Origin of the sequence: Mesorhizobium sp. M2E.F.Ca.ET.219.01.1.1 (assembly GCF_004016445.2) — a bacterium.
Lineage (GTDB): Bacteria > Pseudomonadota > Alphaproteobacteria > Rhizobiales > Rhizobiaceae > Mesorhizobium.
This window is the reverse complement of sequence record NZ_SADT02000004.1, coordinates 239,649-262,569: the sequence shown is the minus strand read 5'-3', so window position 1 is coordinate 262,569 and position 22,921 is coordinate 239,649. Positions and strand designations below refer to the sequence as shown.

29 protein-coding genes are annotated in these 22,921 nt (G+C 63.8%); 9 read left to right on the top strand and 20 right to left on the bottom strand.

What is annotated here, in order from left to right; genetic code table 11:
* Positions 1–6 precede the first annotated feature (6 nt).
* On the bottom strand, positions 7–465 hold the full coding sequence (locus EN862_RS21270) for a YbaK/EbsC family protein (protein ID WP_127867851.1): 459 nt from the start codon (positions 463–465) through the stop codon (positions 7–9).
* Between the two features lie 154 nt (positions 466–619).
* Positions 620–886 (bottom strand): helix-turn-helix transcriptional regulator, encoded by a 267-nt coding sequence (locus EN862_RS21265; protein ID WP_127227536.1) that lies wholly within the window; start codon positions 884–886, stop codon positions 620–622.
* Between the two features lie 291 nt (positions 887–1,177).
* Between EN862_RS21265 and EN862_RS21260 the strand changes: the two genes are divergently transcribed.
* From EN862_RS21260 to EN862_RS21250, 3 genes are all read left to right on the top strand, one after another.
* The gene (locus EN862_RS21260) at positions 1,178–1,783 is read left to right on the top strand and encodes a hypothetical protein (RefSeq protein WP_189401274.1); all 606 of its coding nucleotides are present in this window, start codon (positions 1,178–1,180) and stop codon (positions 1,781–1,783) included.
* A gap of 230 nt (positions 1,784–2,013) precedes the next feature.
* Positions 2,014–2,217 (top strand): hypothetical protein, encoded by a 204-nt coding sequence (locus EN862_RS21255; protein ID WP_127867850.1) that lies wholly within the window; start codon positions 2,014–2,016, stop codon positions 2,215–2,217.
* Between the two features lie 115 nt (positions 2,218–2,332).
* Positions 2,333–3,304, top strand: a complete 972-nt coding sequence (locus EN862_RS21250) for an ATP-grasp fold amidoligase family protein (protein WP_127867849.1) — start codon at positions 2,333–2,335, stop codon at positions 3,302–3,304.
* A 100-nt stretch (positions 3,305–3,404) separates the two neighbouring features.
* On the opposite strand, the gene EN862_RS21245 is transcribed toward EN862_RS21250, so the two are convergent.
* The 7 genes from EN862_RS21245 to EN862_RS21215 all read right to left on the bottom strand — a co-directional run bounded on the left by EN862_RS21245 (position 3,405) and on the right by EN862_RS21215 (position 8,187).
* Complete coding sequence (locus EN862_RS21245) at positions 3,405–3,707, bottom strand: DUF883 family protein (protein ID WP_127867848.1); 303 nt, start codon at positions 3,705–3,707, stop codon at positions 3,405–3,407.
* Between the two features lie 94 nt (positions 3,708–3,801).
* Positions 3,802–4,341 (bottom strand): MerR family transcriptional regulator, encoded by a 540-nt coding sequence (locus EN862_RS21240; RefSeq protein WP_042640150.1) that lies wholly within the window; start codon positions 4,339–4,341, stop codon positions 3,802–3,804.
* Positions 4,342–4,473: 132 nt separating this feature from the next.
* On the bottom strand, positions 4,474–4,797 hold the full coding sequence (locus tag EN862_RS21235) for an integration host factor subunit alpha (protein ID WP_040983242.1): 324 nt from the start codon (positions 4,795–4,797) through the stop codon (positions 4,474–4,476).
* A gap of 105 nt (positions 4,798–4,902) precedes the next feature.
* Complete coding sequence (locus EN862_RS21230) at positions 4,903–5,874, bottom strand: beta-ketoacyl-ACP synthase III (protein WP_127867847.1); 972 nt, start codon at positions 5,872–5,874, stop codon at positions 4,903–4,905.
* A 9-nt stretch (positions 5,875–5,883) separates the two neighbouring features.
* Positions 5,884–6,954, bottom strand: coding sequence for a phosphate acyltransferase PlsX (gene plsX, locus EN862_RS21225; protein WP_127867846.1), 1,071 nt, complete (start codon positions 6,952–6,954; stop codon positions 5,884–5,886).
* 130 nt (positions 6,955–7,084) lie between these two features.
* On the bottom strand, positions 7,085–7,633 hold the full coding sequence (locus tag EN862_RS21220; RefSeq protein WP_127867845.1) for a DUF177 domain-containing protein: 549 nt from the start codon (positions 7,631–7,633) through the stop codon (positions 7,085–7,087).
* 11 nt (positions 7,634–7,644) lie between these two features.
* On the bottom strand, positions 7,645–8,187 hold the full coding sequence (locus EN862_RS21215; protein WP_127867844.1) for a ubiquinol-cytochrome C chaperone family protein: 543 nt from the start codon (positions 8,185–8,187) through the stop codon (positions 7,645–7,647).
* Positions 8,188–8,304: 117 nt separating this feature from the next.
* On the opposite strand from EN862_RS21215, the gene EN862_RS21210 reads away from it, so the two are divergent.
* From EN862_RS21210 to EN862_RS21200, 3 genes are all read left to right on the top strand, one after another.
* On the top strand, positions 8,305–8,826 hold the full coding sequence (locus EN862_RS21210) for an outer membrane protein assembly factor BamE (RefSeq protein WP_127867843.1): 522 nt from the start codon (positions 8,305–8,307) through the stop codon (positions 8,824–8,826).
* 132 nt (positions 8,827–8,958) lie between these two features.
* Positions 8,959–9,504, top strand: coding sequence for a dTDP-4-dehydrorhamnose 3,5-epimerase family protein (locus EN862_RS21205; RefSeq protein ID WP_245519662.1), 546 nt, complete (start codon positions 8,959–8,961; stop codon positions 9,502–9,504).
* Between the two features lies 1 nt (position 9,505).
* Positions 9,506–10,495: a glycosyltransferase family 2 protein gene (locus EN862_RS21200; RefSeq protein WP_127867842.1), complete on the top strand. Its 990-nt coding sequence runs from the start codon at positions 9,506–9,508 to the stop codon at positions 10,493–10,495.
* A gap of 95 nt (positions 10,496–10,590) precedes the next feature.
* Here the strand turns inward: EN862_RS21200 and EN862_RS21195 are convergent, their stop codons facing one another.
* Positions 10,591–12,732: a sodium-translocating pyrophosphatase gene (locus EN862_RS21195; RefSeq protein ID WP_127867841.1), complete on the bottom strand. Its 2,142-nt coding sequence runs from the start codon at positions 12,730–12,732 to the stop codon at positions 10,591–10,593.
* 329 nt (positions 12,733–13,061) lie between these two features.
* On the opposite strand from EN862_RS21195, the gene EN862_RS21190 reads away from it, so the two are divergent.
* A complete protein-coding gene (locus tag EN862_RS21190) occupies positions 13,062–13,265 on the top strand; it encodes a type II toxin-antitoxin system HicB family antitoxin (RefSeq protein ID WP_095818392.1) in 204 nt (67 codons plus the stop codon).
* Positions 13,262–13,468: a type II toxin-antitoxin system HicA family toxin gene (locus EN862_RS21185; protein ID WP_127867840.1), complete on the top strand. Its 207-nt coding sequence runs from the start codon at positions 13,262–13,264 to the stop codon at positions 13,466–13,468. Before EN862_RS21190 ends, EN862_RS21185 begins: the two co-directional genes overlap by 4 nt.
* A 6-nt stretch (positions 13,469–13,474) precedes the next feature.
* Here the strand turns inward: EN862_RS21185 and EN862_RS21180 are convergent, their stop codons facing one another.
* The 4 genes from EN862_RS21180 to EN862_RS21165 are packed head-to-tail and all read right to left on the bottom strand — an operon-like array spanning position 13,475 to position 17,286.
* The gene (locus EN862_RS21180; protein WP_127867839.1) at positions 13,475–14,224 is read right to left on the bottom strand and encodes an ABC transporter permease; all 750 of its coding nucleotides are present in this window, start codon (positions 14,222–14,224) and stop codon (positions 13,475–13,477) included.
* On the bottom strand, positions 14,221–15,159 hold the full coding sequence (locus tag EN862_RS21175) for an ABC transporter ATP-binding protein (RefSeq protein WP_127867838.1): 939 nt from the start codon (positions 15,157–15,159) through the stop codon (positions 14,221–14,223). Before EN862_RS21175 ends, EN862_RS21180 begins: the two co-directional genes overlap by 4 nt.
* Complete coding sequence (locus EN862_RS21170) at positions 15,156–16,322, bottom strand: ABC transporter permease (RefSeq protein ID WP_127867837.1); 1,167 nt, start codon at positions 16,320–16,322, stop codon at positions 15,156–15,158. Before EN862_RS21170 ends, EN862_RS21175 begins: the two co-directional genes overlap by 4 nt.
* Before the next feature lie 52 nt (positions 16,323–16,374).
* On the bottom strand, positions 16,375–17,286 hold the full coding sequence (locus EN862_RS21165; RefSeq protein ID WP_127867836.1) for an ABC transporter substrate-binding protein: 912 nt from the start codon (positions 17,284–17,286) through the stop codon (positions 16,375–16,377).
* Between the two features lie 240 nt (positions 17,287–17,526).
* Between EN862_RS21165 and EN862_RS21160 the strand changes: the two genes are divergently transcribed.
* On the top strand, positions 17,527–18,099 hold the full coding sequence (locus EN862_RS21160) for an NADPH-dependent FMN reductase (protein WP_127867835.1): 573 nt from the start codon (positions 17,527–17,529) through the stop codon (positions 18,097–18,099).
* A 47-nt stretch (positions 18,100–18,146) separates the two neighbouring features.
* Here EN862_RS21160 and EN862_RS21155 read toward each other — a convergent pair whose 3' ends face one another.
* From EN862_RS21155 to nrdR, 6 genes are all read right to left on the bottom strand, one after another.
* Positions 18,147–19,367, bottom strand: a complete 1,221-nt coding sequence (locus EN862_RS21155) for an MFS transporter (RefSeq protein WP_245519661.1) — start codon at positions 19,365–19,367, stop codon at positions 18,147–18,149.
* Positions 19,364–19,858, bottom strand: coding sequence for a transcription antitermination factor NusB (nusB, locus tag EN862_RS21150; RefSeq protein ID WP_095818388.1), 495 nt, complete (start codon positions 19,856–19,858; stop codon positions 19,364–19,366). Before nusB ends, EN862_RS21155 begins: the two co-directional genes overlap by 4 nt.
* On the bottom strand, positions 19,855–20,349 hold the full coding sequence (ribH, locus tag EN862_RS21145) for a 6,7-dimethyl-8-ribityllumazine synthase (protein WP_127867834.1): 495 nt from the start codon (positions 20,347–20,349) through the stop codon (positions 19,855–19,857). Before ribH ends, nusB begins: the two co-directional genes overlap by 4 nt.
* A gap of 250 nt (positions 20,350–20,599) precedes the next feature.
* Positions 20,600–21,217, bottom strand: a complete 618-nt coding sequence (locus tag EN862_RS21135) for a riboflavin synthase (RefSeq protein ID WP_127867833.1) — start codon at positions 21,215–21,217, stop codon at positions 20,600–20,602.
* A gap of 61 nt (positions 21,218–21,278) precedes the next feature.
* A complete protein-coding gene (ribD, locus tag EN862_RS21130; protein ID WP_189401271.1) occupies positions 21,279–22,406 on the bottom strand; it encodes a bifunctional diaminohydroxyphosphoribosylaminopyrimidine deaminase/5-amino-6-(5-phosphoribosylamino)uracil reductase RibD in 1,128 nt (375 codons plus the stop codon).
* A gap of 2 nt (positions 22,407–22,408) precedes the next feature.
* Positions 22,409–22,888 carry a transcriptional regulator NrdR gene (gene nrdR / locus EN862_RS21125; protein ID WP_095818383.1) on the bottom strand — a complete coding sequence of 160 codons (480 nt, stop codon included), beginning with the start codon at positions 22,886–22,888 and terminating at the stop codon, positions 22,409–22,411.
* Positions 22,889–22,921: the final 33 nt, after the last annotated feature.

Sequence of the window (22,921 nt, the reverse complement as noted above, 5' to 3'; positions counted from 1 at the left end):
CAATTGTTACTGGCAAACGTCGACCCATATGGCGCCGACCAGATCGGCCATGCGCTGCGGCCCGATACGCACCGCGGCATTGGTGGCGCCGGCAGCGGGGACGACCTCGTCGAAGGCCTTGAGTGACAGATCGCAATAAACGGGAAGCGGTGCCGGCAAGCCGAACGGACAGACGCCACCCGGCGGATGGCTGGTGGCCGCAAGCACCTCCTCTGCACCAAGCATGCGCGGCTTCCCGCCCATCCTGTCCTTGAACTTGCGGTTGTCGAGCCTGGCGACGCCGCTGGTGACGACCAGCATGGTCTCGTCGCCGACACGCAGGCAGATCGTCTTGGCGATCTGCGCCGGCATCACGCCATGGGCTTCCGCCGCCAGCGCCACGGTTGCCGAACTGGCCTCGGTGACAATGACTTCGATGTCGGGCGCATGCTCGGCAAAGAAAGCGCGAACCGATTCCAAGCTCATGGTGGACCCCTCGTCAAGTCTGTCGGATAGCAGCGGTCGGCGATTCGCATGGCGCAAGCATTGTTGGCAAGAGCCAGCGCTTCCGTCTTTCAGGCATTAAAAAGCCCGCCGGGCGAAACCGCGGCGGGCTCTCGAATGGACGCTTTTCGTGCCTCTATTGCTGCGTGGGCCGATTCTCGGCGGCCGGCACTGTGATCAATTCCTCTTCCGGCATCTGCAATGCCGAGGCAATGCGCCGGAGCTTGGCGGGATCGGCGTCCTTGCCGTCCTCGATGTCGATGATCTCGCCCACGGCAAGGCCGCAGGTCAAAGAGAGTTCCTCGATCGTATATCCCCTTGTTTCGCGAGCGGCTTTCAGCGGATTGAGGCCGGACGCGGCAATGATGTCGTTGGAAACGGCGTTCCGTGCGGTGTTGGGCATGGCAACTCCTTGAGATGAAACAGGGTCTGATGAAATGTGGCGTTGCCTGAGACTGGCGGGAGAATGCTCGTTAACAAATGATTTGCCAAGAGCTTAGGCCGTCACGCCATCGTGAAGCGGCATTCCGGCCGGTATCGCAGGCCACGTAGATGTAGGGTCACGCGGCGCCCAATCAAGTTCTTTTGAAGCTCCGCGACCGGTTTCGCCGGCATTTTCGACGCCTCGATTCGTTAGCTAGCCGTCACCGGCAGCAGCCCCCGCACCGGACATCTCACGGAAGGATCGAATACGATGAATTTGAAATCGTTCGCAATTGTGCTCGGCACAATCTCAAGCATCGTCGGCGCAACGGAAGCACGGGCGGATGTCGCACGTATTCGAGGCACGGTCGTCAGCGTTGCCGGATCGACGCTCACAGTAAAGGACCGCGACGGCAAAACCGATGCGATCACGCTTGCCGACGGCTGGAAGATTTCGGGCGTCGCCAAAGCATCGGCCGCCGATATCAAGCAAGGCGATTTCCTTGGCATCGCCTCGATTTCGAAAGCAGATGGCGGCAGCGGGGCGCTGGAGGTCGTGATCTTTCCCGCGGCGCTGAAGGGCACCGGAGAAGGCGACCGCGACTGGGATCTGCAGCCCAACAGCCGCATGACCAATGGCACCGTGGCCGACGTCACGGAAATCCAGGGCCGCACGGTCACGCTCAGCTATGACAATGGCCAGAAGAAACAGATTGCCATCCCGCAGACCACACCGATCGTGACATTCGCCACGGCCACGTCGGCGGATCTGACGCCGGGCGCCGCGGTGTTCGTCAACGCCGAGCGAGGCGGCGACGGCAAGCTCGCCGCGAATCGGGTCGTGGTCGGGAATCACGGCATCGCGCCGCCCATGTGAAGCCGGGCGGACTGCGGCCGGCCAGTTCCCACTCGCGGATTTCCGGAGGACGCCCCAACCAACTCTGGGCACGCACGGGCACGAGTATCCTCAGAGACAATCCGGAAACAAAAATCTACACTTGGGAAAAATTGTCGAAAAAAACCAGGAGGATAGTCCCGACCGCGGGGCTAGGGTCACCGATTTGGTCCGGTGAATCTCGGAACGCCCGCGTAAAAGGAAACGAAGTCATGAAGAAGTCCCTCCTCTCCGCGCTCGGGCTGGCTCTGGCCCTGGCGTTCACCATGCCCATCCTCGGCACCACCAGCGCTGACGCTGCTCCGGCCAAGAAGCACCACCACCATCGTCATCATCGCAGGCATCATCGCGTCCACCATCATCACCATCACCACCATCATCACCACCACAAGAAGATGGCTCCGAAGAAGGCCTGATCCTTCCGTCTTGCCGATGGGAAGGCAGGCCATCGCCGTTTGAGAGACCCGGCTTTCCCATCGGAGTTCTTCTGATTAAGCATCCGGTGATGCCGAATCGCGCTCCGGACTTTGCATGATGGGAACCCGTGCCGACCTGCCGGTCAGACACCGCCTGGTGCTGATGGCCGCGCGCATCGTGTTGACGCTTCGTCATCCGGCTCTTATTGCCCGCTTCGCCATGAGGCTCGGCTATCTGCCGAATCCCGCCGCTCCGTCGCGCTACAACGAGCTGATGCTGTGGCGGAAGATCGTCGACCGCAATCCTCTCTTCGTGACGCTGACCGACAAGCTGGCGGCAAAAGCCCATATCCGCGCTGCCTGCCCCGAGTTGCCGATACCCGAAACATTATGGTCCGGCCGGCGCCCTGAAGACCTCCCGGCGGACCTGTTGTCCGGCGGAGTTGTCGTCAAGCCGAACCACGGTTGCGCGATGAACATCTTCGTCTCGGAGGGCGGCCCCGAGCGGGCGGAAATCATCCGCAAGGCCAGGCGATGGCTCGGCAAACCTTTCGGGCGGCGCAATGGCGAATGGGCCTACTGGCCGATCGATCGCGCGCTCTTCATCGAAGAGAGGCTTGATCTCGCAGGCGGATCAATCGCCACCGACATCAAGGTTCATGTCTGCAGCGGCATCGTCAGCCATGTCTGGGCCGAGGACAAGCTCGCCGAGCGCTCGCATCTGTTCGATGACCAGGGCACGCCGCTCCCCGGCCGCGACCCGGACTATCCGCGCGAGGACCAGGCGCTGCCGCTAACCCCCAGGCTGCTCGACTTCGTTCGACAGGCCATAGCGCTGGCGCCAAGAATCGCCGGCGATCTCGACCATGTCAGGGTGGATTTTCTGGTCACCGACAAAGGTCTCTATGCCGGTGAGATATGCATCTATACCGCCGCCGGCTACGGCACCTGGACGAATCCCGAGATCGCCAGGCGGATCGAGCGCTACTGGAGTTTGGAGCACTCGGCCTATCTCAGGCGGCCACGACAGGGGATCGGTCGCCTCTATGCCGAGGCGCTACGCGCCCGATGCGCTGCGCGCCGCTAAGCGACGTCAAGCGCATCACGGTTCAGTTCGACCCGAAGAGCAAGATCAAGCTCGCTCGCTGATCGCCGCCCACCACATGGAAATGGCGCTTCCGAATAGATCAGCGCCGGCTGATCAGAAGGCCGGCAAGCAATCCGACCACGACAAGGCCGACGGCGGCGGCCGTCGCCGGATGGTCACGCGCCGTTCGTTCGATCGTCCTGCCCCTGCGCCTTATTGCCGGCAGCGCCTCGTGAAGGCGATCATATAGCTGAGAATAATAGTCGGACGCCGCCTCGCGGCCATCCTCGTAGTAGGCGTCACCACGTCTGGCCAAGACCTTCTTGAGGTCGTTCAATTGCCGCGAAAGCGCCGCGACCTGTTTATCGATATCGAGGTCGGAGAGGGTCGAAAACGATGCCATGCCAATTGTCCTTCTCTTCGAGAAGGCCTAACGCACGGACGACGGGCCAGTTCCGGCGGCCCGACCGCGCGGTATCAAGTGCAATGATGACCGTTCAGCGAACCTGGTCGAGCAGGCGTTTGCACTCCAGCAAATCGAACAGCGCCTCCTGCAGCAAGGCGCGATTGTCACGCGATAACTTTGAAGCGTCTGGTTGCACCGGACCTTCGTCGTCGCTCTTGCCGAGACCGAAGAAACGACGACTGGGCTTCACCTTCGGCTGGCCGACGAGCGCGTCCTCGTCGCCGCGCGGCTGCGCGGCCGCCGTCAGCGGCACCTGCTCGGCCTGACGGCGCTGGGCGATCGCCTCCACGGCGGCCATGTCGCCATTGCCGATGGCGACCAGAAAATGGTTGCCGTTCTCGCGCAACAGCTTCTGCACGCCTTTGATCGTATAGCCCTGATCGTACAGCATGTGCCGGATGCCCTTGATCAGCTCGACATCCTGCGGCCGGTAGTAGCGACGGCCGCCGCCGCGTTTCATCGGCTTGATCTGGGTGAAGCGCGTCTCCCAGAAACGCAGCACGTGCTGCGGCAGGTCGAGATCTTCCGCCACTTCGCTGATGGTACGGAAAGCATCGGGACTCTTGTCCATGGGCCAATCCTCCACACTGGACCACGATCCGGCTCACGATGCCGAATCGCCCCTTATTTCAGCGATTTATAGAACGATATTCAAGCCCGGCGTCAAAACCGCCGGCGGTTTTCAACCGCATTCGCCAGCAAACTACTTGCCGCCCTTGCCCTTGCTGTTCTGGTGCGAACGCAGGATCCGGTTCTTGAGTACGTTGGAGGATTTGAACGTCATCACCCGGCGCGGCAGGATCGGCACTTCCTCGCCCGTCTTGGGGTTGCGGCCGATGCGCTCATTCTTGGAGCGGACATGGAAGGTGGCGAAGGACGAAAGCTTGACCGTCTCGCCCCGAACGATGGCTTCGCAGATTTCGTCCAGCACGGCTTCGACGAGTTCCGCCGATTCAGTCCGCGACAGGCCAACCTTCCGATAAACGGCTTCAGCAAGGTCGGCACGCGTCAGTGTCTTTCCCCCCATGCGACCGTCCCATCTGCTCGCAGAAAATGTAAATCGATACAGCCAAAGGCAGAGCCTAAGTAATTGATCCGGCAAGGTCAAGGACCGAACCGGCGCGTTCGGCACTTACCAGCGAAGCAATACCGCGCCCCAGGTGAAGCCTCCGCCCATCGCCTCGAGAAGCACCAGATCGCCCTTCTTGATGCGGCCGTCGGCGACGGCCACCGAGAGAGCCAGCGGCACCGAAGCAGCCGAGGTGTTACCGTGTAAATCGACGGTGACCACAACTTTCTCTTCGGCTATCCCGAGCTTCCTGGCGGAAGCGTCAATAATCCGTTTATTGGCCTGATGCGGCACGAACCAGTCGAGCTCCTGCGCCGTTATGCCGGCCTCGCCGAAGGTCGCCTCGATGACATCGGTGATCATGCCGACGGCATGCTTGAACACCTCACGGCCTTCCATCCTGAGATGGCCGACGGTTCCCGTTGTCGAAGGCCCGCCATCGACGAATAGCTTGTCCTTATGCGCGCCATCGGAGCGAAGGCTCGCCGCCAGCACGCCGCGGTCGGTGATCGCACCGGCGCCCTCTTGGGCTTCGAGAACGAGCGCCCCGGCGCCGTCGCCGAACAGCACGCAGGTCGAGCGGTCGTTCCAGTCGAGGATGCGCGAGAACGTCTCCGAGCCTATCACCAGGACACGCCTGACCAAGCCGCCACGGATATAAAGGTCGGCGGTGGCGACGGCATAGACGAAGCCCGAGCACACGGCCTGCATGTCGAAGGCAAAGCCGTGATGCATGCCGAGCCTGTTCTGGATCTCGACGGCGGTCGCGGGGAACGTGTTGTTGGGCGTTGAAGTCGCCAGGATGATGAGGTCGATTTCGGCGGGTGTCATGCCCGCGCTGTCGAGCGCTGCGCGCGCCGCCGCCTCGCCGAGCGAGGCCGTCGTCTCGTCATCGGCCGCGACATGGCGCTGGCGGATGCCGGTGCGCTGGACGATCCACTCGTCGGAGGTCTCGACCATGCCTTCGAAGTCGGCATTCTTCATAATGCGGCGGGGCAGCGCGGCGCCATTGCCGCGCACGACTGATCTGATCAAGGTCCGTTCCTATTCCTCGGCGTTGGCGGCGACGCCGGATTTCCTGTTTGCCTGGGCGTTCGGGTTGCGCGCGTGAAACAGATCGAGGTCGGCCTCGATCCGGTCAAGCAGATTGTTGCGCACCATGTCGTAGCCGAGCTCGATCGCCGCAGCGAAGCCATCCGAATCGGCACCGCCATGGCTTTTCACCACGATACCGTTCAAGCCTAGAAAGACGCCGCCATTGGAGCGGCCGACATCCATCTTCTCACGCAGCCGGTCGAAGGCTCCCTTGGCGAAGACGTAGCCGATCTTGGCCATCAGCGTTCGGCTCATGGCGGCGCGCAGATAGCCGGCGATCTGCCTTGCCGTGCCCTCGGCGGTCTTGAGCGCGATATTGCCGGCAAAGCCCTCGGTGACCACCACATCGACCGTACCCTTGCCGATGTCGTCGCCTTCGACGAAGCCGCGGTAATTCATCGAGGCCATGTTGGCCTCGCGCAGCATGCGGCCGGCCTCCTTGACCTCTTCCTGGCCCTTGATCTCCTCGACGCCGACGTTGAGCAGGCCAACGCTCGGCCGCTCGATGCCGAACACCGAGCGCGCCATGCCGGTGCCCAGAATGGCGAAATCGATCAGCTGATGCGCGTCGGCACCGATGGTGGCGCCGACATCGAGCACGACGCTCTCGCCGCGCGTCGTCGGCCAGAGCGCCGCGATTGCCGGGCGGTCGATGGTGGCCATCGTGCGCAGGCAGAATTTCGACATCGCCATCAGCGCGCCGGTGTTGCCGGCCGAGATGCAGGCCTGCGCGGCGCCGCTCTTCACCGCCTCGACGGCCTTCCACATCGACGACTTCCAGCGGCCGTGGCGGAGCGCCTGGCTCGGCTTGTCGTCCATGCGCACGGCGACCTCGCAATGGACGAACTCGCTTACTTCGGCGAGCTTCGGGAACTTGGCGAGCTCGGGATGCACCACGTCCTCGCGGCCATAGATGACGAAGCGGATGTCAGGGCGGCGGATGACGACCGTCATCAGCGCCGGGATGACCACGCTCGGTCCGTGATCGCCGCCCATGGCATCGATGGAAATCCTGATCACTCGGTGTTTTTCTCACGGTTTGCCTGGCTAGCGGAGGACGCCTGCCAAGGTAAGGGGGCTCGCGAAGGTTCGGCGAAAATAGCGGTTTTGCGCCTGCGCACAACCAACTTTTCCAAAATCCGGACCACTCTCAGGATTTTCCAAGCAGCGAACGCAGCTTTTTCTGGAATTCGCTTTCCTCGGGCTGATCGTCGCCGGCGACGTCGAGCGAGGCTCCCGGCTTGCGCGGATAGGGATCGATCGCCAGGCCGAAGAACTGTTCGGCCAGCGCGCCGACATCGATCGTGTCGCCGGAGAACGTTTCCGGGCTGTCCGGTCCGTCGGCGTCGAGAATGATCTCGCCGCCGCCCTCGAAACCCTCGCGTCCAAGCTTCGACTGCTCGGGCAGGAACAGCGCCTCGACCGGTTCGTCTATATGCGCGCTTACCGGCTCCAGGGTGACGATGCAGGCCTGCGTGATGTCGGCCTCGACGCGGCCCGTAACCTTGACGCCGTTGCGTTTCCACGAAGCAACAAGCAGCTCGGCGCGGTAACTTTCGACCGAGAGCAGGTCGTATTCGGCGGCAAGTGCGGCACGCTGGCGCTGATCCGCCTCGATCAGGACCGGCAGGCCCTTTTGCGGCAGCCGCGCGACATTGGCGACAAAGGATACCGGGCTGCGCAATTCAGCGTCTTTCATGCTGGCCTCCTTCAAGCGGCCCCGGCGGCCTGGAACGCGACGGTGCCGGCGGCGATCGATTCGGTCGGCTGCACGGCGAGCTTCCGGCTGGCCTCGCAGACATAGTCCGCCAGAAGCGGCGCCTGCGGCCAGGGGCCCGCGTCCGGCCTGACATTGCGGGAAAGCGCCGCCGCGAGCGCCACCCGGTCGTTTTCCCGGAGGGCGTCGTCATAGGCGGCCGTGCGGCCGTAAAACATCCTTGCCAGCTTCTTCATACGCTTGGGCACTCCGACATCGCTGATTCCGAGTTCGCGCAGCGAGTGATCGACATCGAGGAAGAACTCGTCGATCAGCACTTGCGCGACCTCGGCCGCCACGCCTTGCTCGCCATGCAGCCGGTGCTGGACGAGATAGATATGCAGCGACAGCATCTCGAAGCGGCCGAGCGGCGTATCCGGCACATTCCAGTCCGAATAAAACACCGTTTGCCGCGCCGCCGCCACGATTTGTGCGTAGAGCGCCTCGGTGATAGCGCGGTTGGCATTGCGTTCGCGGCCAAAAAGGCGCTGGAACATTGAGGGCGGTCTCCCGGGGACCTGTTGTTTGATTTGGCCTTGTTGCATCGGCATGCAAGCTGGTTTACCGGTTTTGCGGCCCAGCGCAAGTTGCGGGGATGTGATGGAGAATTGTTGTTGGGTGCCCTGAAATTCAAGTCGTTCTTTGCGCCCGCCCCAGTGGGGGTGGCGTCACTGCTGGTGGTGGCATCAGCGCTTTCCGCCTGCAATTCGTCCAAGATGTTCGGCGATCTCCATCCAAGCGAGACGCTGACGAAAGGCTATGTGATCGACCAGCAGGCAATCGATTCGGTGCCGGTCGGATCGAGCCGTGAACAGGTGCTGCTGGCGCTGGGCACCCCATCGACGACGGCGACCTTCGACAACGAGGCCTTCTACTACATCTCGCAGACGCGCAAGCGCTACGTCGCCTTCGACAACCCGCACATCATCGACCAGCATGTGCTGGCGGTCTATTTCGGCGCTGACGGTCGCGTGACCCAGATCGCCAACTATGGCCTGAAGGACGGCAAGATCTTCGACTTCATCTCCAGGACGACGCCGACCGGCGGCAAGGACCAGAACTTCCTCAGCCAGGTCATCAACGGTGCCAGCAAGCTGGCACCCGGCATCCCCGGCGGCGGCAGCGGCACGCCTTAAGTCTATCGACGGCCCGCAGAACAATCAGCACCCGCCGGCGCGCCGGCGGGTCTTGTTCACGCGCGGCCAAGACGCATACTTGCTTACATTCAGACGTCCCCCTATCAATTTGCCGGGGATTCGGGACCGGTCATGAGCAACAGCGATCGTACTGTGCCGCAAGGCTGGATGGCGACAGGCACGCCAGACCGGCAGACCGTGACACCTGACTGGCTTGTCGTCGATGCGCCGACAATCGACGGCGTTGCGCTCAAGGAAATCCGGCCTGTCGCGACTTCGACCGGCTACCTCACTGAAGTCTTTCGCGAAGAATGGGATCTCGACGGACTTCCCGTCGGACAGGTGTTTCAGCGCACGCTTTATCCGGGCGCGGTGACGGGATGGCATGCCCATGGCGTCACAACCGACCGGCTTTTTTGCTCGGTGGGCAGCGTTCGGATCTCGCTGTTCGACGGTCGCAAGGCCTCGCCGACATTCGGCACAGTCTGGCACAAGATCGTCGGAGCGGTCAGGCCCGCCATCGTCGGCATTCCGCCCGGCGTCTGGCACGGTGTCGTCGCGCTCGGACCGGACATTGCTCTGGTGCTCAATCTGGTCGACAAGGCCTACGCCTATGACGCGCCCGATCACTGGCGGCTACCGCCCGATACAGAACAGATCCCCTACAAGCTGGCATAGCGTGGAACAGGCCGGCCAGAGCGCGCCAACAGGGCGGATCGAACCACTTGTCTCGGTCGTCATCGCGACGCATAACCGCCCGGCGGTCCTGCGCCAGACGCTGAAGAGCCTCATCGGTCAGACCCTGCAGGACTGGGAAGCCATCGTCGTCGGCGACGCGTGCCGGTCGGAGACACCGGCAATTGTCGCCGCCTTCGATGATTGCCGCATCTCCTACATCGATCTTCCGGTGAATTTCGGCGAGCAATCGGGGCCGAACAACATCGGCTTCGCCAGGGCCTGCGGCCGCTTCGTCGCGATCTTGAATCATGACGACCTCTGGTTTCCCGACCATCTGGCGTCGATGAGCGGCTGGATGGACGCCACCGGTGCCGATGTGGTGATCGCTCGGGGCGCGGTCATCGAGTCGTCCGCGAGCAAGGGTTCCAGGCATATGATCCTCGGGATGGGGCGGGATGGCTTCTATGACCCGGTCACCACAGTCGGATTTGGCTCCGCGCAAATGGTCCGGCGGACGTCGCTGCCAAGGCTTGGACCATGGCGCCCGGCCAGCCAGTGCGTTTGCGAGAGTTCCCAGGACTGGCTGTTCCGTGCCTGGCGCAAGGGTGCCGTGATCGCGACAATGCCGCATCTGACCGTGCTCATGCTGCATTCGGGCAAGCGCGAAGGCAGCTATGCGCGTGATACCGCGCAGGAGCAGGAAGAACTGATGGACGCGATGAGTTCGCCGGACGCGCTGCGCGCCAGGATTCTCGGCAATGCCGAGGAACCTGCTCCCCTCAAACGCTCCCGTTACCTTAAACGCAGGCTTCTGGCGATGCTTGGCATACATCCGCGGGCGCGTTCCTTCCGCCGCCAACATCGCCGGGGCGCCTTCATTGCCATGCTGCGCCAGACACGCGGCTTACCGCCAATGCCCGAGCGAGAGCCGGACATCGATGCGTTGCTGGCCCGCTATCGCCATGGCAGCGAAAGGCCGGAAGCCAACTGAGTGCCCCGCCGGGAAGGCGGCACGCATGGTGTAATGCGAAAAAACAAAGCCCGCGGGATCGCTCCCGCGGGCTTATCCCGGAATAGCCGCCGCGATCAGCCGTGCGCGAGCACGGCGAGCAGGAGCAGCGCGACGATGTTGGTGATCTTGATCGCCGGGTTGACGGCCGGGCCGGCGGTGTCCTTGTAGGGATCGCCGACGGTGTCGCCGGTGACCGAGGCCTTGTGCGCCTCGGAGCCCTTCAGGTGCTTGACGCCGTCCTTGTCGGTGAAACCGTCCTCGAACGACTTCTTGGCGTTGTCCCAGGCGCCGCCGCCGGAGGTCATCGAGATGGCGACGAAGAGGCCGTTGACGATGACGCCGAGCAGCGACGCGCCGAGCGCCGCGAAGGCCGAGGCCTTCGAGCCCGAGATCAGCAGCACGCCGAAATAGACGACGAGCGGCGCCAGCACCGGCAGCAGCGACGGGATGATCATTTCCCGGATCGCCGCCCTGGTCAGCAGGTCGACGGCGCGGGCATAGTTCGGCTTGGAGGTGCCGGCCATGATGCCCTTGTCCTCGCGGAACTGCTTGCGCACTTCCTCGACGATCGAGCCCGCGGCGCGACCGACGGCGGTCATCGCTATGCCGCCGAACAGATAGGGGATCAGGCCGCCGAAGATCAGGCCGGCGACGACGTAGGGGTTGGAGAGGTCGAATGAGACGTCGCCCATGCCCTGGAAGTAGGGGTACTTGTCGCCATTGGCGGCAAAGAACCTGAGGTCGTTCGAATAGGCCGCGAACAGCACCAGCGCGCCGAGGCCAGCCGAGCCGATAGCGTAGCCCTTGGTCACAGCCTTGGTGGTGTTGCCCACAGCGTCGAGCGCGTCGGTGGAGTGGCGCACTTCCTTGGGCAGGCCAGCCATTTCGGCAATGCCGCCGGCATTATCGGTGACCGGGCCAAAGGCGTCGAGCGCCACGATCATGCCGGCGAGGCCAAGCATGGTGGTGACGGCGATCGCCGTGCCGAACAGGCCGCCGAGCTGGTAGGTGGCGATGATGCCGCCGACGATGACGATGGCCGGCAGCGCCGTCGATTCCAGCGAGACCGCGAGCCCCTGGATGACATTGGTGCCGTGGCCGGTCACCGACGCCTGGGCGATCGAGTTCACCGGGCGCTTGTTGGTGCCGGTGTAGTATTCGGTGATCACCACGATAAGGCCGGTCACCAGAAGGCCGATCAGGCCGCAGATGAACAGGTTCTTGCCGGTGATGGCGATGCCGGCAACGGTGCCGACCTCGCCCCAGCCAACCGTAGCGGAGGTCGCGGCGGCAAGACCGATGATCGACAGCAAACCGGTGACGATCAGGCCCTTGTAGAGGGCGCCCATGATCGAGCCGTTGGAACCGAGCTTGACGAAGAAGGTGCCGACGATCGAGGTCAGGATGCAGGCGCCGCAGATGGCGAGCGGGTAGAGCATCGCAGCGCCCAGCGCGGCCGTGCCGCCGAAGAAGATGGCGGCCAGAACCATGGTGGCGACGACGGTCACCGCATAGGTTTCGAACAGGTCCGCGGCCATGCCGGCGCAGTCGCCGACATTGTCGCCGACATTGTCGGCGATGGTGGCCGGATTGCGTGGATCGTCTTCGGGAATGCCGGCCTCGACCTTGCCGACGAGGTCGCCGCCGACGTCAGCACCCTTGGTGAAGATGCCGCCGCCGAGACGGGCGAAGATCGAGATCAGCGAAGCGCCGAAGCCGAGTGAAACCAGCGAGTCGATGACGACGCGGTCATTCGGCTGGAGCCCCATCGGGCCGGTCAGGATGGCGTAGTAGATCGAGACGCCGAGCAGTGCCAGGCCCGCAACCAACAGGCCGGTGATGGCGCCGGACTTGAAGGCGATGTCGAGGCCGGCAGCGAGGCTGTTCGAGGCGGCCTGCGCGGTGCGGACATTGGCGCGCACAGAGACATGCATGCCGATGAAGCCGGCGGCGCCCGAAAGCACGGCGCCGATCAGGAAGCCGATCGCCGAGGTGATCGAGAGCAACCACCAGGCAAGCAGGAGCACGACGATGCCGACCACGGCGATGGTGGTGTACTGGCGCGCCAGATAGGCCTGGGCGCCCTCGCGGATGGCCGCGGAGATTTCCTGCATGCGCTGATTGCCCTGATCGGACGCAAGGACCGAACGTGTCGCCCAGATGGCGTACAGAACTGACAGCAAGCCGCAGGCGATGACGGCGGTAATGATGGTCATTGCCGGATTTTCCTCGATTGTTGGCCCAAAAGAACCCCTCCCTGGGCCGTTGGAATGAGATGCATGCCGCGCACGGAATCCACCCTTGGTTGGGGTGTATGCGAAACAGGGCTTGGAACGTCAAGATATTGTTCGGTTTTTGCCCGGCTTTCGCCCAAAAGAAGAAGGCGGGAATTGTTGTGCCAGCGCGAGCCTGGAGTTAGATCGATTGAAATGACGCTGCGTCCGGCTGCTCAGGATCGATCCGTGGCGAGGTTGGCCGCTGATGGATCGACGCTTTGCAAATGCTCAATGCCAAGCATATCTTCCGAAGGAGCAGGAGTTGATCAATGAAGTTCAAAGCTATCGTGCACGAAGCGGAAGAAGGTGGATTCTGGGCCGAGGTTCCCGCCATCCCGGGATGCGCGACCGAAGGAGAAACCCTGGACGAACTCATGGCAAATCTGCGTGAGGCAATTGAAGGCTGCCTTTCGGTGGATTTGCCGTCTTCGGTCACTTCAGTTCCCGGCAAGGTGGTGGAAATCGCAGTTTGAAATCCATTTCGGGTAAGGATCTGGCCAGGGCCATTGAGCAGCGAGGCTGGCAACTTCTGCGAATAGCGGGCAGCCATCATATTTATGGAAAAGAGGGAAGCATTGTTCGTCTCTCCATCCCGATACATGGCAACAAGCCCCTCAAGACAGGTCTCTTGCGCCATCTTCTGAAGATGGCGGAAATCAGCGAAACTGACGTCTGAACATCTCTATTCCGCCCCCTGCCCCATTCGGCGCGCGGCGTAGCGCTCGATCGCCGAAAGCCCGTTATAGATCAGCACTGCAAGCGCGGCGACGATCAGGCCGCCCTGCAGCACGAAGGCAAGGTTGTTCGAGATCAGGCCGGCGATGATCACCTCGCCGAGCGTCTTGGCGGCAACCGTCGAGCCGATCGTCGCGGTGGCGAGGCTGATGACGACCGAGAGCCGGATGCCGCCAAGGATCACCGGGGCGCTGAGCGGCAACTCGACCTTCATTAGCCTTTGCCAGCCGGTCATGCCGGCGCCGCGCGCCGCTTCCATCACATTGCCCGGCAGCGTGGTCAGCGCGGTCAGCGCATTCTCGAATATCGGCAGCAGCCCATAGAGGAAGAGCGCGATCAGCGTCGGCTTCTCGCCGAAACCGACGGCCGGTACCGCAAGCGCCAGAACGGCAACCGGCGGGAAGGTCTGGCCGATATTGACCAGGCTGCGCGACAAGGGCAGGAACTCGGCGCCTGCCGGCCTGGTGACCAGGATGGCTAACGCCACCGCGACGATCGTCGCCGCTACCGTCGCGACCAGCACGGTCCGCAGGTGCTGCAAGGTCAGCGTCAGCAGGCTGCCCTGGTTGTAGACAGCCGGCGCGCCGTTCTCGGTCAGCGGTTTCAGCAGCGGCTCGAACCAGCCGGGGCTGGTGATGAAAACCACCAGCAGCACCAGAACGGCCAGCCTCAACAGCGCGGGCAGCCAAGCCTTCATTGCGGCCTCGCCGCGCGCTTTACCAGGCCTTCGATGGTGACGCGGCCAATGAGCTTGCCGTCGGCGCCCTTCACCGGCAGCGCGGGGCGGCCCGACCACAACAGCTCGGCCAGCGCGTCGCGCTGCGTGGCCTCACCGGGGATCGCCTCGCCTTCGGCGCCGCCCGGCTCCACGGCATCACGCACAGGCCCGAGCGACAGCAGCCGGAACGGCCTTTCGCTGGCGCCGACCAATGTCTCGACGAAGCCGCTTGCGGGTCGGGCCAGAATCTCCGCCGGCTTGGCGTATTGCACCAGCTTGCCGGCATCCATGACGGCGATCTTGTCGCCCATATGCACCGCCTCTTCCATGTCGTGGGTGACGAGGATGATGGTGGTGCCGAAGCGCTTCTGGATCGCCAGCAGATCCTCCTGCGCCTTGGTGCGGATGATCGGGTCGAGCGCGCCGAAGGGCTCATCCATCAAAAGCACGTCGGGTTCGGCGGCCAAGGCGCGGGCGACGCCGACGCGCTGCTGCTGGCCGCCGGAAAGCTCATGCGGATAGCGCGGCCCGTAAGCCTGCGGGTCAAGCTGATAGAGCGTCATCAACTCATCGACGCGAGCCTTGATGCGATCCCTGTCCCAGCCGAGCAGGAGCGGCACGGTGGCGATGTTCTGCGCCACCGTGCGGTGTGGAAACAGGCCGTGCCCCTGGATGGCGTAGCCAATGCTGCGGCGCAGCTGATAGCCGGGCACCGAGCGGTTGTCGGCGCCGTCGAGCTTGATGACGCCGGAAGTCGGCTCGACCAGCCGGTTGATCATCCTGAGCAGCGTCGTCTTGCCGGACCCCGACGTGCCGACGATGACGGCGATGGTGCGCGGCTCGATGACCATCGAAACATCGTCGACCACTGTCGTCTCGTCATAGCGCTTGGTGATGCCTTCGATCTCGATCATGCCGTTTCAACTACCCTGCGCTTGGTGGCGGTCATCTCGATGACAGCGTCGAGGATGATGGCGGCCGCAAAGGCCAGCGCCACGGTGGGCAGCGCGCCGAGCAGCACCAGATCCATCGCCGTCTGGCCGACGCCCTGGAAAACGAACACGCCGAAGCCGCCGCCGCCGATCAGCGCCGCGATGGTGGCGAGGCCGATATTCTGCACCAGCACGATACGGATGCCGGTCAGGATCACCGGAAAAGCGAGCGGAAACTCGACGTCGAGCAGCCGCTGGCGGTCGGTCATGCCCATGCCGCGCGCAGCGTCGTTGGCCGCGCGGGGCACGCCAGCCAGCCCAACCACGGTGTTGGCCACCACCGGCAACAGCGAATAGAGGAAGAGCGCGACAAAAGCGGGTGCGGTGCCGATGCCCCTGATGCCGACCGCTGCAGCGCCCGGCACATGGACGGCGACCCAGCCGAGCGGTGCGATCAGCAGGCCGAAGAGCGCGATCGAGGGAATGGTCTGGATGATGTCGAGCACATTGAGCACCCCTGCCCGCAGCTTCTCGACGCGATGGCAAAGGACGCCGAGCGGTATGCCGACGATCACCGCGCCGGCCAGCGAACCAAGCGCCAGCGTGACGTGCTTGGAAGCCTCGGCCCAGAAACTGTCGGCGCGGCTGGCATATTCCTTGAGGATGGAGAGGCTGTTCCAGCTTCCCGAGACAAGCAGTACGGCAATGGCGAGCGTGGCAAGCACGAGCACGCCGACGCGCGCCCAGGGTGACAGGTTCAGCCTGCTCAGCACATCGGCAAGCAGCAAGGTGAAGGCAAAGATCAGCAGCCAGAAACCCGAGGCCGGCGCGACGCGGGCGAAGGTGTTGCCGGCGGGCGTCAGGAAACCGCCGGCAATGCCGATCAGGACCGCAAGCGCAATCAGCGCGGCCGCGCTGGCCGCCAGCCTGAGAATGAGCGGCGTCCTGAGCAGTGCAACGATGGCGGCGGCGATCACGATCGCCAGCAACAGCATGCCAAGCGTCGGCGGCAGCGCTTCGAGGATCGGGCGCGCCTGGCCCGGCACGATGCGGTTGGCGCGGAACGTGGCAAAGGGTGCGGCCAAGGCTGCGTAAGCGACGATCGCGGCGATCACGACGCCGAGCTTGTCGAAGCGGATGATCACGATCGTCCCCAATCAAGCCGGCGCGCCGTAAACACGGCGCGCCGAACTCACCTTACTTCAGGAAGCCGTTCTTCTTCAGGAAATCCTCCGCCACGCCCTTGGCAGGCTCGCCACCCAGTTGCACGCGGCCATTGAGCTCCTGCAGGGTGACGAGATCGAGCTTGGCGAAGACCGGCTTCAGCAGCGCTTCGATTTCGGGATGCTGCTTCAGGACTTCTTCGCGGATGATCGGCGCCGGCTGGTAGACTGGCTGCACGCCCTTGTCGTCCTCGAGCACGACGAGGCCGGAGGGCTGGATCCCGCCATCGGTGCCATAGACCATGGCGGCGTTGGCGCCGTTGGTCTGGTTGGCGGCGGCAGCGATGGTTGCCGCGGTGTCGCCGCCGGAGAGGGTAATCAACTGGTCCGGCTTCAGGGTAAAGCCATAGGTCGTCTGAAAGGCCGGAAGCGCCGCCGCCGAATTGACGAATTCGGCGGAAGCCGCCAGCACCACCTTGCCGCCGCCGGCGACATACTTGCCGAAGTCCGTCAGGGTGGCGAGCTTGTTCTCGTCAGCCACTTCCTTGCGCAGCGCGATCGCCCAGGTATTGTTGGCCGGCGACGGCGACAGCCAGACGATCTTGTTGGCGTCGTAGTCGAGCTTCTTGGCGGTCTCGTAGGCCTTGGCGGCGTCCTTCCAGACCGGATCATCGGCCTTCTGGAAGAAGAAGGCGGCATTGCCCGTATATTCTGGATAGATGTCGATCTCGCCGGCGGTGATCGCCTTGCGCACCACGGGAGTCGCGCCGAGCTGGATGCGGTCGGTGGTCTTGATGTTGTTGGCGTTGAGCACGAGCTGGATGATGTTGCCCAGCACGCCGCCTTCGGTATCGATCTTGGAAGACACCACCACCTGGGCATTTGCCGATGCCGTCGCGATGCCAAGCGCCATCGCCGCGAAAGCGAGCTTTCTAACTGAAAACATTGTGAAAATCCCTTGTATGAGCCGATCAATCGGTGGTCGCATATGAGCACAGCTTCAACGGCCGGTCGGGGCATACGGTTTCATAACTAGGGAGATACACGCAATAATTTTGTTCGGCCGGACGAAGGCCATGGCCGCACCCCGACATGGCGATGCCGACCTAAGGTCGGCTGGCGGCCTGCCCTGTTCTGGGGAATATTAGGGAAAGGCGGGTCGGCGGCCAAAAACAGGGAGTGTGTCATGGCCAAGCATAAAGTCGGCTACCTCATCGGCAGCCTTGCCAAGGGCTCCATCAACCGCAAGCTTGCGAAGGCCCTCGTGAAATTGGCGCCGCCCGAGCTTGAGATGACGGAAATCCCCTTCAAGGACCTACCGCTCTACAGTTACGACTATGACGCCGACTTTCCGCCGGTCGCCCAGGAGTTCAAGAAGGCCATCGCGTCCGTCCAGGCAGTGCTTTTCGTCACGCCGGAATACAACCGCTCGATCCCCGGCGGCCTGAAGAACGCAATCGACTGGGCGAGCCGGCCCTACGGCAAGAACTCTTTCGCCCGCAAACCGACAGCCGTCATCGGAACGTCGCCGGGCGCGATCGCGACAGCCGTCGCCCAGCAGAGCCTGCGCAGCGTGCTCAGCTTCTGCAACGCACCCCAGATGAACTCTCCCGAAGCCTACATCCAGTTTACCCCGGGATTGATCACCGACGATGGCGAGGTGACTGTGGAGTCAACGGAAACATTCCTGCGCAACTACATGGACGAGTTCCACATGTTCATCGCGCGGGTCTTGCAGGTGCTCCCGCCGGATGCATGATGCCGGTCGCTTCGAACTTCTCGCCGGAGCGGCCTTCGGCACCTTCTTCAGAGTTCGCGCGGGCCTACCATCTTCAACGTGCCGAGCGCGACGAAGCAAAGCGCGACGACCGGGAAGACGACCCAGTTGAGCATCGTCCAGCCCCATGCATTGTAGATCGCGCCTGACATGAGTGAGGAGAACGCGACGGAGCCGAACAGGACGAAGTCGTGGAAACCCTGCACCTTGCTCTTCTCGGAGGGGCGGTAGCTGGCCGCCACCATGGCCGTGGCGCCGATGAAGCCGAAGTTCCAGCCAAGCCCGAGCAGGATCAGCGCCGTCCAGAATTGCCACAGATGCAGCCCGGAAAGCGCCACCGTGGCGCAGCCGATCAGGAGCACGAGGCCGGTGGCCAGGATGCGTTCGGCGCCGAAGCGATGGATCAGCGAGCCGGTGAAGAAGCTGGGCCCGAACATGGCCATGACGTGCCAGGAAATGCCGAGCGTCGCGTCGTCTTCCGACAGGCCGCAGCCGACCATGGCGAGCGGCGCGCCGGTCATGACGAAGCTCATCAGCGCGTAGCTGCCGACGGTGCAGAAAAGTGCTGCGACGAACCGCGGCTGGGTGACGATTTCGGCCAGCGGCCGGGCATCGCTTGCAGCGGTTTCGGTGACGGCTCCGGTCCGGGAGGAAACCCGCAGGAACGACAGGACGAGCGCGCCAACCGCCGCAAGCGGCAGGATCGAGGCGAAGGATCCCGCGAACATGACCGGAGCCAGCAGTTCGCGGGTGTAAATGACGATCTGCGGTCCGAGGACGGCGGTGATGATGCCGCCCGCCAGAACGAAGGAGATCGCGCGCGCCTTGAATTGAGGCGGCGCGTTGTCGGCGGCCGCGAAGCGGAACTGCTGCACGAAGGCGCCGCCGACGCCGATGACGCAGAGGCCGAAGGCGAACAGCCAAAAGCTCCCTTGGAAGAGCGCAAGCGTCGCGATCAGGCCGCCGAGCGCCGTGACCACGGTGCCGGTCATGAAGCCGCCGCGATAGCCTAGGCTGCGGATGATGGCGGCGGCCGGCAAGGCTCCGAGCGCCACGCCGAGATTGAAGCCGGTGACCGGGGCAGTCGCCAGCGACTTGTCCGGGCCGAGCAGGTATTGACCGGCGAGCGCGCCGAGCGAAATGGCTATCGGAGCGGCCGAACCAACGATCGCCTGCGCGGCGGCTAGCAGGACGGCTGTGCGGCGCCCTTCCCTGCCGGTCCGGCCTATCGCGGCCGTTGCGGTCGTCACGAAGCGTCCTTGCCACGCCCCTCGCCGCGAACCCGGCGCGAGACGCGATCGAGAACGGCATTCACCAGCTTCGGCTCGTCTTCCTCGTAAAAAGCTTTTGCGATGTCGACATATTCGGACACGATCACGGCTACCGGCACGTCCTCGCGCTTCATCAATTCATAGACGCCGGCGCGCAGGATGGCGCGCAGCGTCGAATCCAGCCGCGAGAGTGGCCAGTCCTCGGTCAGCGCCTGGCGGATGACCGGGTCGATGGTCTTCTGGTTCTCGACGACGCCGGTCAGGATGGCGCGGAACCATTGCGCGTCGGCTTCGCGGTAGAGCGCGCCATCCACTTCCTTGCCGAGGCGGAAGGTTTCGTATTCGGCCGTTATCTCGAAGACACCGCTGCCGGCCACATCCATCTGATAGAGCGCCTGAACGGCGGCAAGACGGGCGGCGCCGCGCTTGTTGGCGTGGCGTACCGCTCCGGTCGGGGCAGGCTCGGTCACGATTGGGCTCCGAATTTCTCTTTGAGCGCGATCATGGTCAGCGCCGCGCGCGCGGCAAAACCGCCCTTGTCGCCTTCCGTCTTTCGCGCGCGTGTCCATGCCTGCGCGTCGTTCTCGGTAGTCAGGATGCCGTTGCCGATCGCGACCGCCTCCTGCACCGAAAGGTCCATCAGGGCACGGCTCGATTCATTGGCGACGATGTCGAAATGATAGGTATCGCCGCGGACGATGGTTCCAAGCGCGACGAAGCCGTCATAATGCGTGCCGCCTTCGGCCGCGCCATCGAGCGCGAAGGTGATCACGGCCGGTATCTCCAGCGAACCGGGAACCGTGACGACGTCATAGGTGGCGCCAGCCTCGTCGAGCGCGCCGGTCGCGCCTTCGAGCAGAGCGTCGGCGAGGTCGTCGTGAAAGCGCGCTTCGACAATAAGCAGATGCGCCTTCGCCTTCGGGCGAATGAACGCTTTGCCGTGTTGGGATGTGCCTGCCATAGAAGTCTCCGGGGGTTGCCGGTGACTTAGGCCGAAGCGGGGTTGATCGCAAGCGGAAGATTGCTGCAGTCAGACGCCACTAGCCTGGCGATAGCGACGCACCGTGTCCCTTAGACGGTCGTTCACCGGCCGCGGATTGGTTAGCGCGCTTCAGTGAATACCTTGCGATCGTTGACCGACAGATTGAGGTCGGGCGCGTCCTCGACATGGAGCTTTTCTCGCCGAGCGGAGCCAATTTCGTCTTTGGTCATCACAGCCCCTCTTTCGCGGCCTCCGCCAGGCGCGCGGCGTAGCGGGCCATGGTGTCGATCTCGATGTTGAGGCGGTCGCCGGCCTGGCGCTCGCCCCAGGTGGTGACGCTCAGCGAGTGATGGATGAGAAGCACGTCGAAGCGGGTGCCTTCCACCTTGTTGACGGTGAGCGATGTGCCGTCGAGCGCAATCGAACCTTTCGGCGCGATGAACTTCGCCAGATGACGCGGCGCTTCCAGCGTGAAGCGCACGGCATCCCCTTCCTCCTTGCGCTCGACGATCTCGGCCATGCCGTCCACATGGCCGGAGACGATGTGGCCGCCGAGTTCGTCGCCGATCTTCAGCGCCCGTTCGAGATTGATCCGCGTGCCTGATTTCCAGCTCGAGGCGGTGGTCAGCCTGAGTGCTTCCTCCCAGGCCTCGACCTCGAACCAGCGCGCGTTGGAGCCATGCTCGGGCAGAGCCGTGACAGTCAAGCAGACGCCGCCGCAGGAAATCGAAGCGCCGATAGCGATGGTCTCGGGATCGTAGGCGGTGTCTATGCGCAGGCCGACGCCCTCAGCCAATGGCTTCACCGTCGCAACTGTACCGACATCAGTGACAATCCCAGTAAACATCAGAGGCTGTCTTTCGTTTTGACCATGATCTGATCCAAAAACCGGTTCCCACTTTTTGGGATCATGGTCTTACCCACTCGGCGTAGCTGTCCTCGCCGAAGCGCATGTCGCGCAGTTTGCGAAATCCAGCCGGGATATGGTCGGCGTCGATCGGCGATGCAATACCGTCTTCGCCAATGGCGTCCGGCCCCTGGAACAGGACGATACGGTCGACAAGGTCTTCCTCGAGGAAGGCCTTGGCCACCTGGGCGCCGCCTTCGACCAAAACGCTTGCCATGCCGAGCGCGGCAAGGTCTTCCAGCAATTCCGGCAAAGCGACGACGCCATCATGGGTTTCGGTGCCGATGAAGCGCACGCCGGCGCGTTCGAGCGCGGCCCGCCGATGCGGGTCGGCTTCCAGGCAAGCGGCGACATAGAGCGGGACGCGGTCGACGCCGGACACCAGCTTGGATGTCTCTGGCAGCCGGATCTGCCGATCGAGGACAATGCGCGCCGGCGAGCGGTTCTCCAGCCCCGGCAGGCGCACGGTCAGCGCTGGGTCGTCCTCAAGCGCGGTGCCGATGCCGACCAGGATGGCGTCGGACTCGGCGCGCATCATATAGACGTCGCGCCGCGCGATCTCGCCGGTGATGGCGACCTGGCCGGCACCCTTGCGGCCGATCTTGCCGTCGCTCGAAAGCGCAAGCTTCAGAGTTACTTCCGGGCGCTTCTTCAGAGAACGAGTGAGATAGCCGGCCATCTGCTCTGCGGCTTCGGCTGCCAGCACCTTCTCCACCACCTCGACACCTGCGGCGCGCAGGATGGCGTAGCCCTTGCCGGAGACGCGCGGGTCGGGATCGCTCGCGGCGCCGACGACGCGCGCTACGCCGGCATTGACCAGCGCGTTGGCGCAAGGCGGCGTGCGGCCGTGATGGGCACAGGGCTCCAGGGTAACGTAAGCCGTGGCGCCACGCGCGAGCTCGCCGGCCTCGGCCAGCGCCTCGGTCTCGGCATGCGGGCGCCCGCCGACAGCCGTGACGCCAGTGCCGACGATCATCGGACCGGCGCCGTCGTCGCGCACGATGATGGTGCCGACGGAAGGGTTGGTCGAGGTGCGGCCGGCATTGCGCCGCGACAGCCTGATGGCCGCGGCCATGAAACGGCGATCAAGGGCCGCCTGCTCGGCCTTGCTCAATCGAGATCCCGGCATGATCAGTCGGCGTCCTCTTCGGCCTTTTCCTCGTCGCCCTTCAATTCGCCCAGCAACTCGTGGAAATCCTTGGCTTCGCGGAAATTGCGATAGACCGAGGCGAAGCGGACATAGGCGACGTCATCCAGCGACTTCAGCGCCTCCATGACCAGCCGGCCGACCTCGCCTGAAGCGATCTCGGTTTCGCCGGAGCTTTCGAGTTGGCGCACAATGCCGGTGACGGCGCGGTCGATGCGCTCGGGGTCGACATTGCGCTTGCGCACGGCGATCTCGACGGAGCGCAAGAGCTTGTCGCGGTCGAAAGGCACCTTGCGGCCGGACTTCTTGATGACGACGAGGTCGCGCAGCTGGACGCGCTCGAAGGTGGTGAAGCGGCCGCCGCAATCCGGGCACACCCGCCGCCTGCGGATCGCCGCGCCGTCCTCGGCGGGACGCGAATCCTTCACCTGCGTATCTTCAGACTGGCAATAAGGGCAGCGCATGGAGAGCCTTGGGTTCGCGATTCTGTGGGCGAA

Coding starts and splice junctions, on each gene's coding strand:
- EN862_RS21190 (WP_095818392.1), top strand. CDS start 13,062: ATGAAGTTCAAAGCTATCGTGCACGAAGCGGAAGAAGGTGGATTCTGG.
- EN862_RS21265 (WP_127227536.1), bottom strand. CDS start 886: ATGCCCAACACCGCACGGAACGCCGTTTCCAACGACATCATTGCCGCG.
- EN862_RS21165 (WP_127867836.1), bottom strand. CDS start 17,286: ATGTTTTCAGTTAGAAAGCTCGCTTTCGCGGCGATGGCGCTTGGCATC.
- EN862_RS21160 (WP_127867835.1), top strand. CDS start 17,527: ATGGCCAAGCATAAAGTCGGCTACCTCATCGGCAGCCTTGCCAAGGGC.
- EN862_RS21205 (WP_245519662.1), top strand. CDS start 8,959: ATGAGCAACAGCGATCGTACTGTGCCGCAAGGCTGGATGGCGACAGGC.
- EN862_RS21180 (WP_127867839.1), bottom strand. CDS start 14,224: ATGAAGGCTTGGCTGCCCGCGCTGTTGAGGCTGGCCGTTCTGGTGCTG.
- EN862_RS21215 (WP_127867844.1), bottom strand. CDS start 8,187: ATGTTCCAGCGCCTTTTTGGCCGCGAACGCAATGCCAACCGCGCTATC.
- EN862_RS21250 (WP_127867849.1), top strand. CDS start 2,333: ATGATGGGAACCCGTGCCGACCTGCCGGTCAGACACCGCCTGGTGCTG.
- EN862_RS21260 (WP_189401274.1), top strand. CDS start 1,178: ATGAATTTGAAATCGTTCGCAATTGTGCTCGGCACAATCTCAAGCATC.
- EN862_RS21175 (WP_127867838.1), bottom strand. CDS start 15,159: ATGATCGAGATCGAAGGCATCACCAAGCGCTATGACGAGACGACAGTG.
- ribD (WP_189401271.1), bottom strand. CDS start 22,406: ATGCCGGGATCTCGATTGAGCAAGGCCGAGCAGGCGGCCCTTGATCGC.
- EN862_RS21240 (WP_042640150.1), bottom strand. CDS start 4,341: ATGGACAAGAGTCCCGATGCTTTCCGTACCATCAGCGAAGTGGCGGAA.
- EN862_RS21235 (WP_040983242.1), bottom strand. CDS start 4,797: ATGGGGGGAAAGACACTGACGCGTGCCGACCTTGCTGAAGCCGTTTAT.
- EN862_RS21195 (WP_127867841.1), bottom strand. CDS start 12,732: ATGACCATCATTACCGCCGTCATCGCCTGCGGCTTGCTGTCAGTTCTG.
- ribH (WP_127867834.1), bottom strand. CDS start 20,349: ATGGCAGGCACATCCCAACACGGCAAAGCGTTCATTCGCCCGAAGGCG.
- EN862_RS21255 (WP_127867850.1), top strand. CDS start 2,014: ATGAAGAAGTCCCTCCTCTCCGCGCTCGGGCTGGCTCTGGCCCTGGCG.
- EN862_RS21270 (WP_127867851.1), bottom strand. CDS start 465: ATGAGCTTGGAATCGGTTCGCGCTTTCTTTGCCGAGCATGCGCCCGAC.
- nrdR (WP_095818383.1), bottom strand. CDS start 22,888: ATGCGCTGCCCTTATTGCCAGTCTGAAGATACGCAGGTGAAGGATTCG.
- EN862_RS21245 (WP_127867848.1), bottom strand. CDS start 3,707: ATGGCATCGTTTTCGACCCTCTCCGACCTCGATATCGATAAACAGGTC.
- EN862_RS21135 (WP_127867833.1), bottom strand. CDS start 21,217: ATGTTTACTGGGATTGTCACTGATGTCGGTACAGTTGCGACGGTGAAG.
- EN862_RS21220 (WP_127867845.1), bottom strand. CDS start 7,633: ATGAAAGACGCTGAATTGCGCAGCCCGGTATCCTTTGTCGCCAATGTC.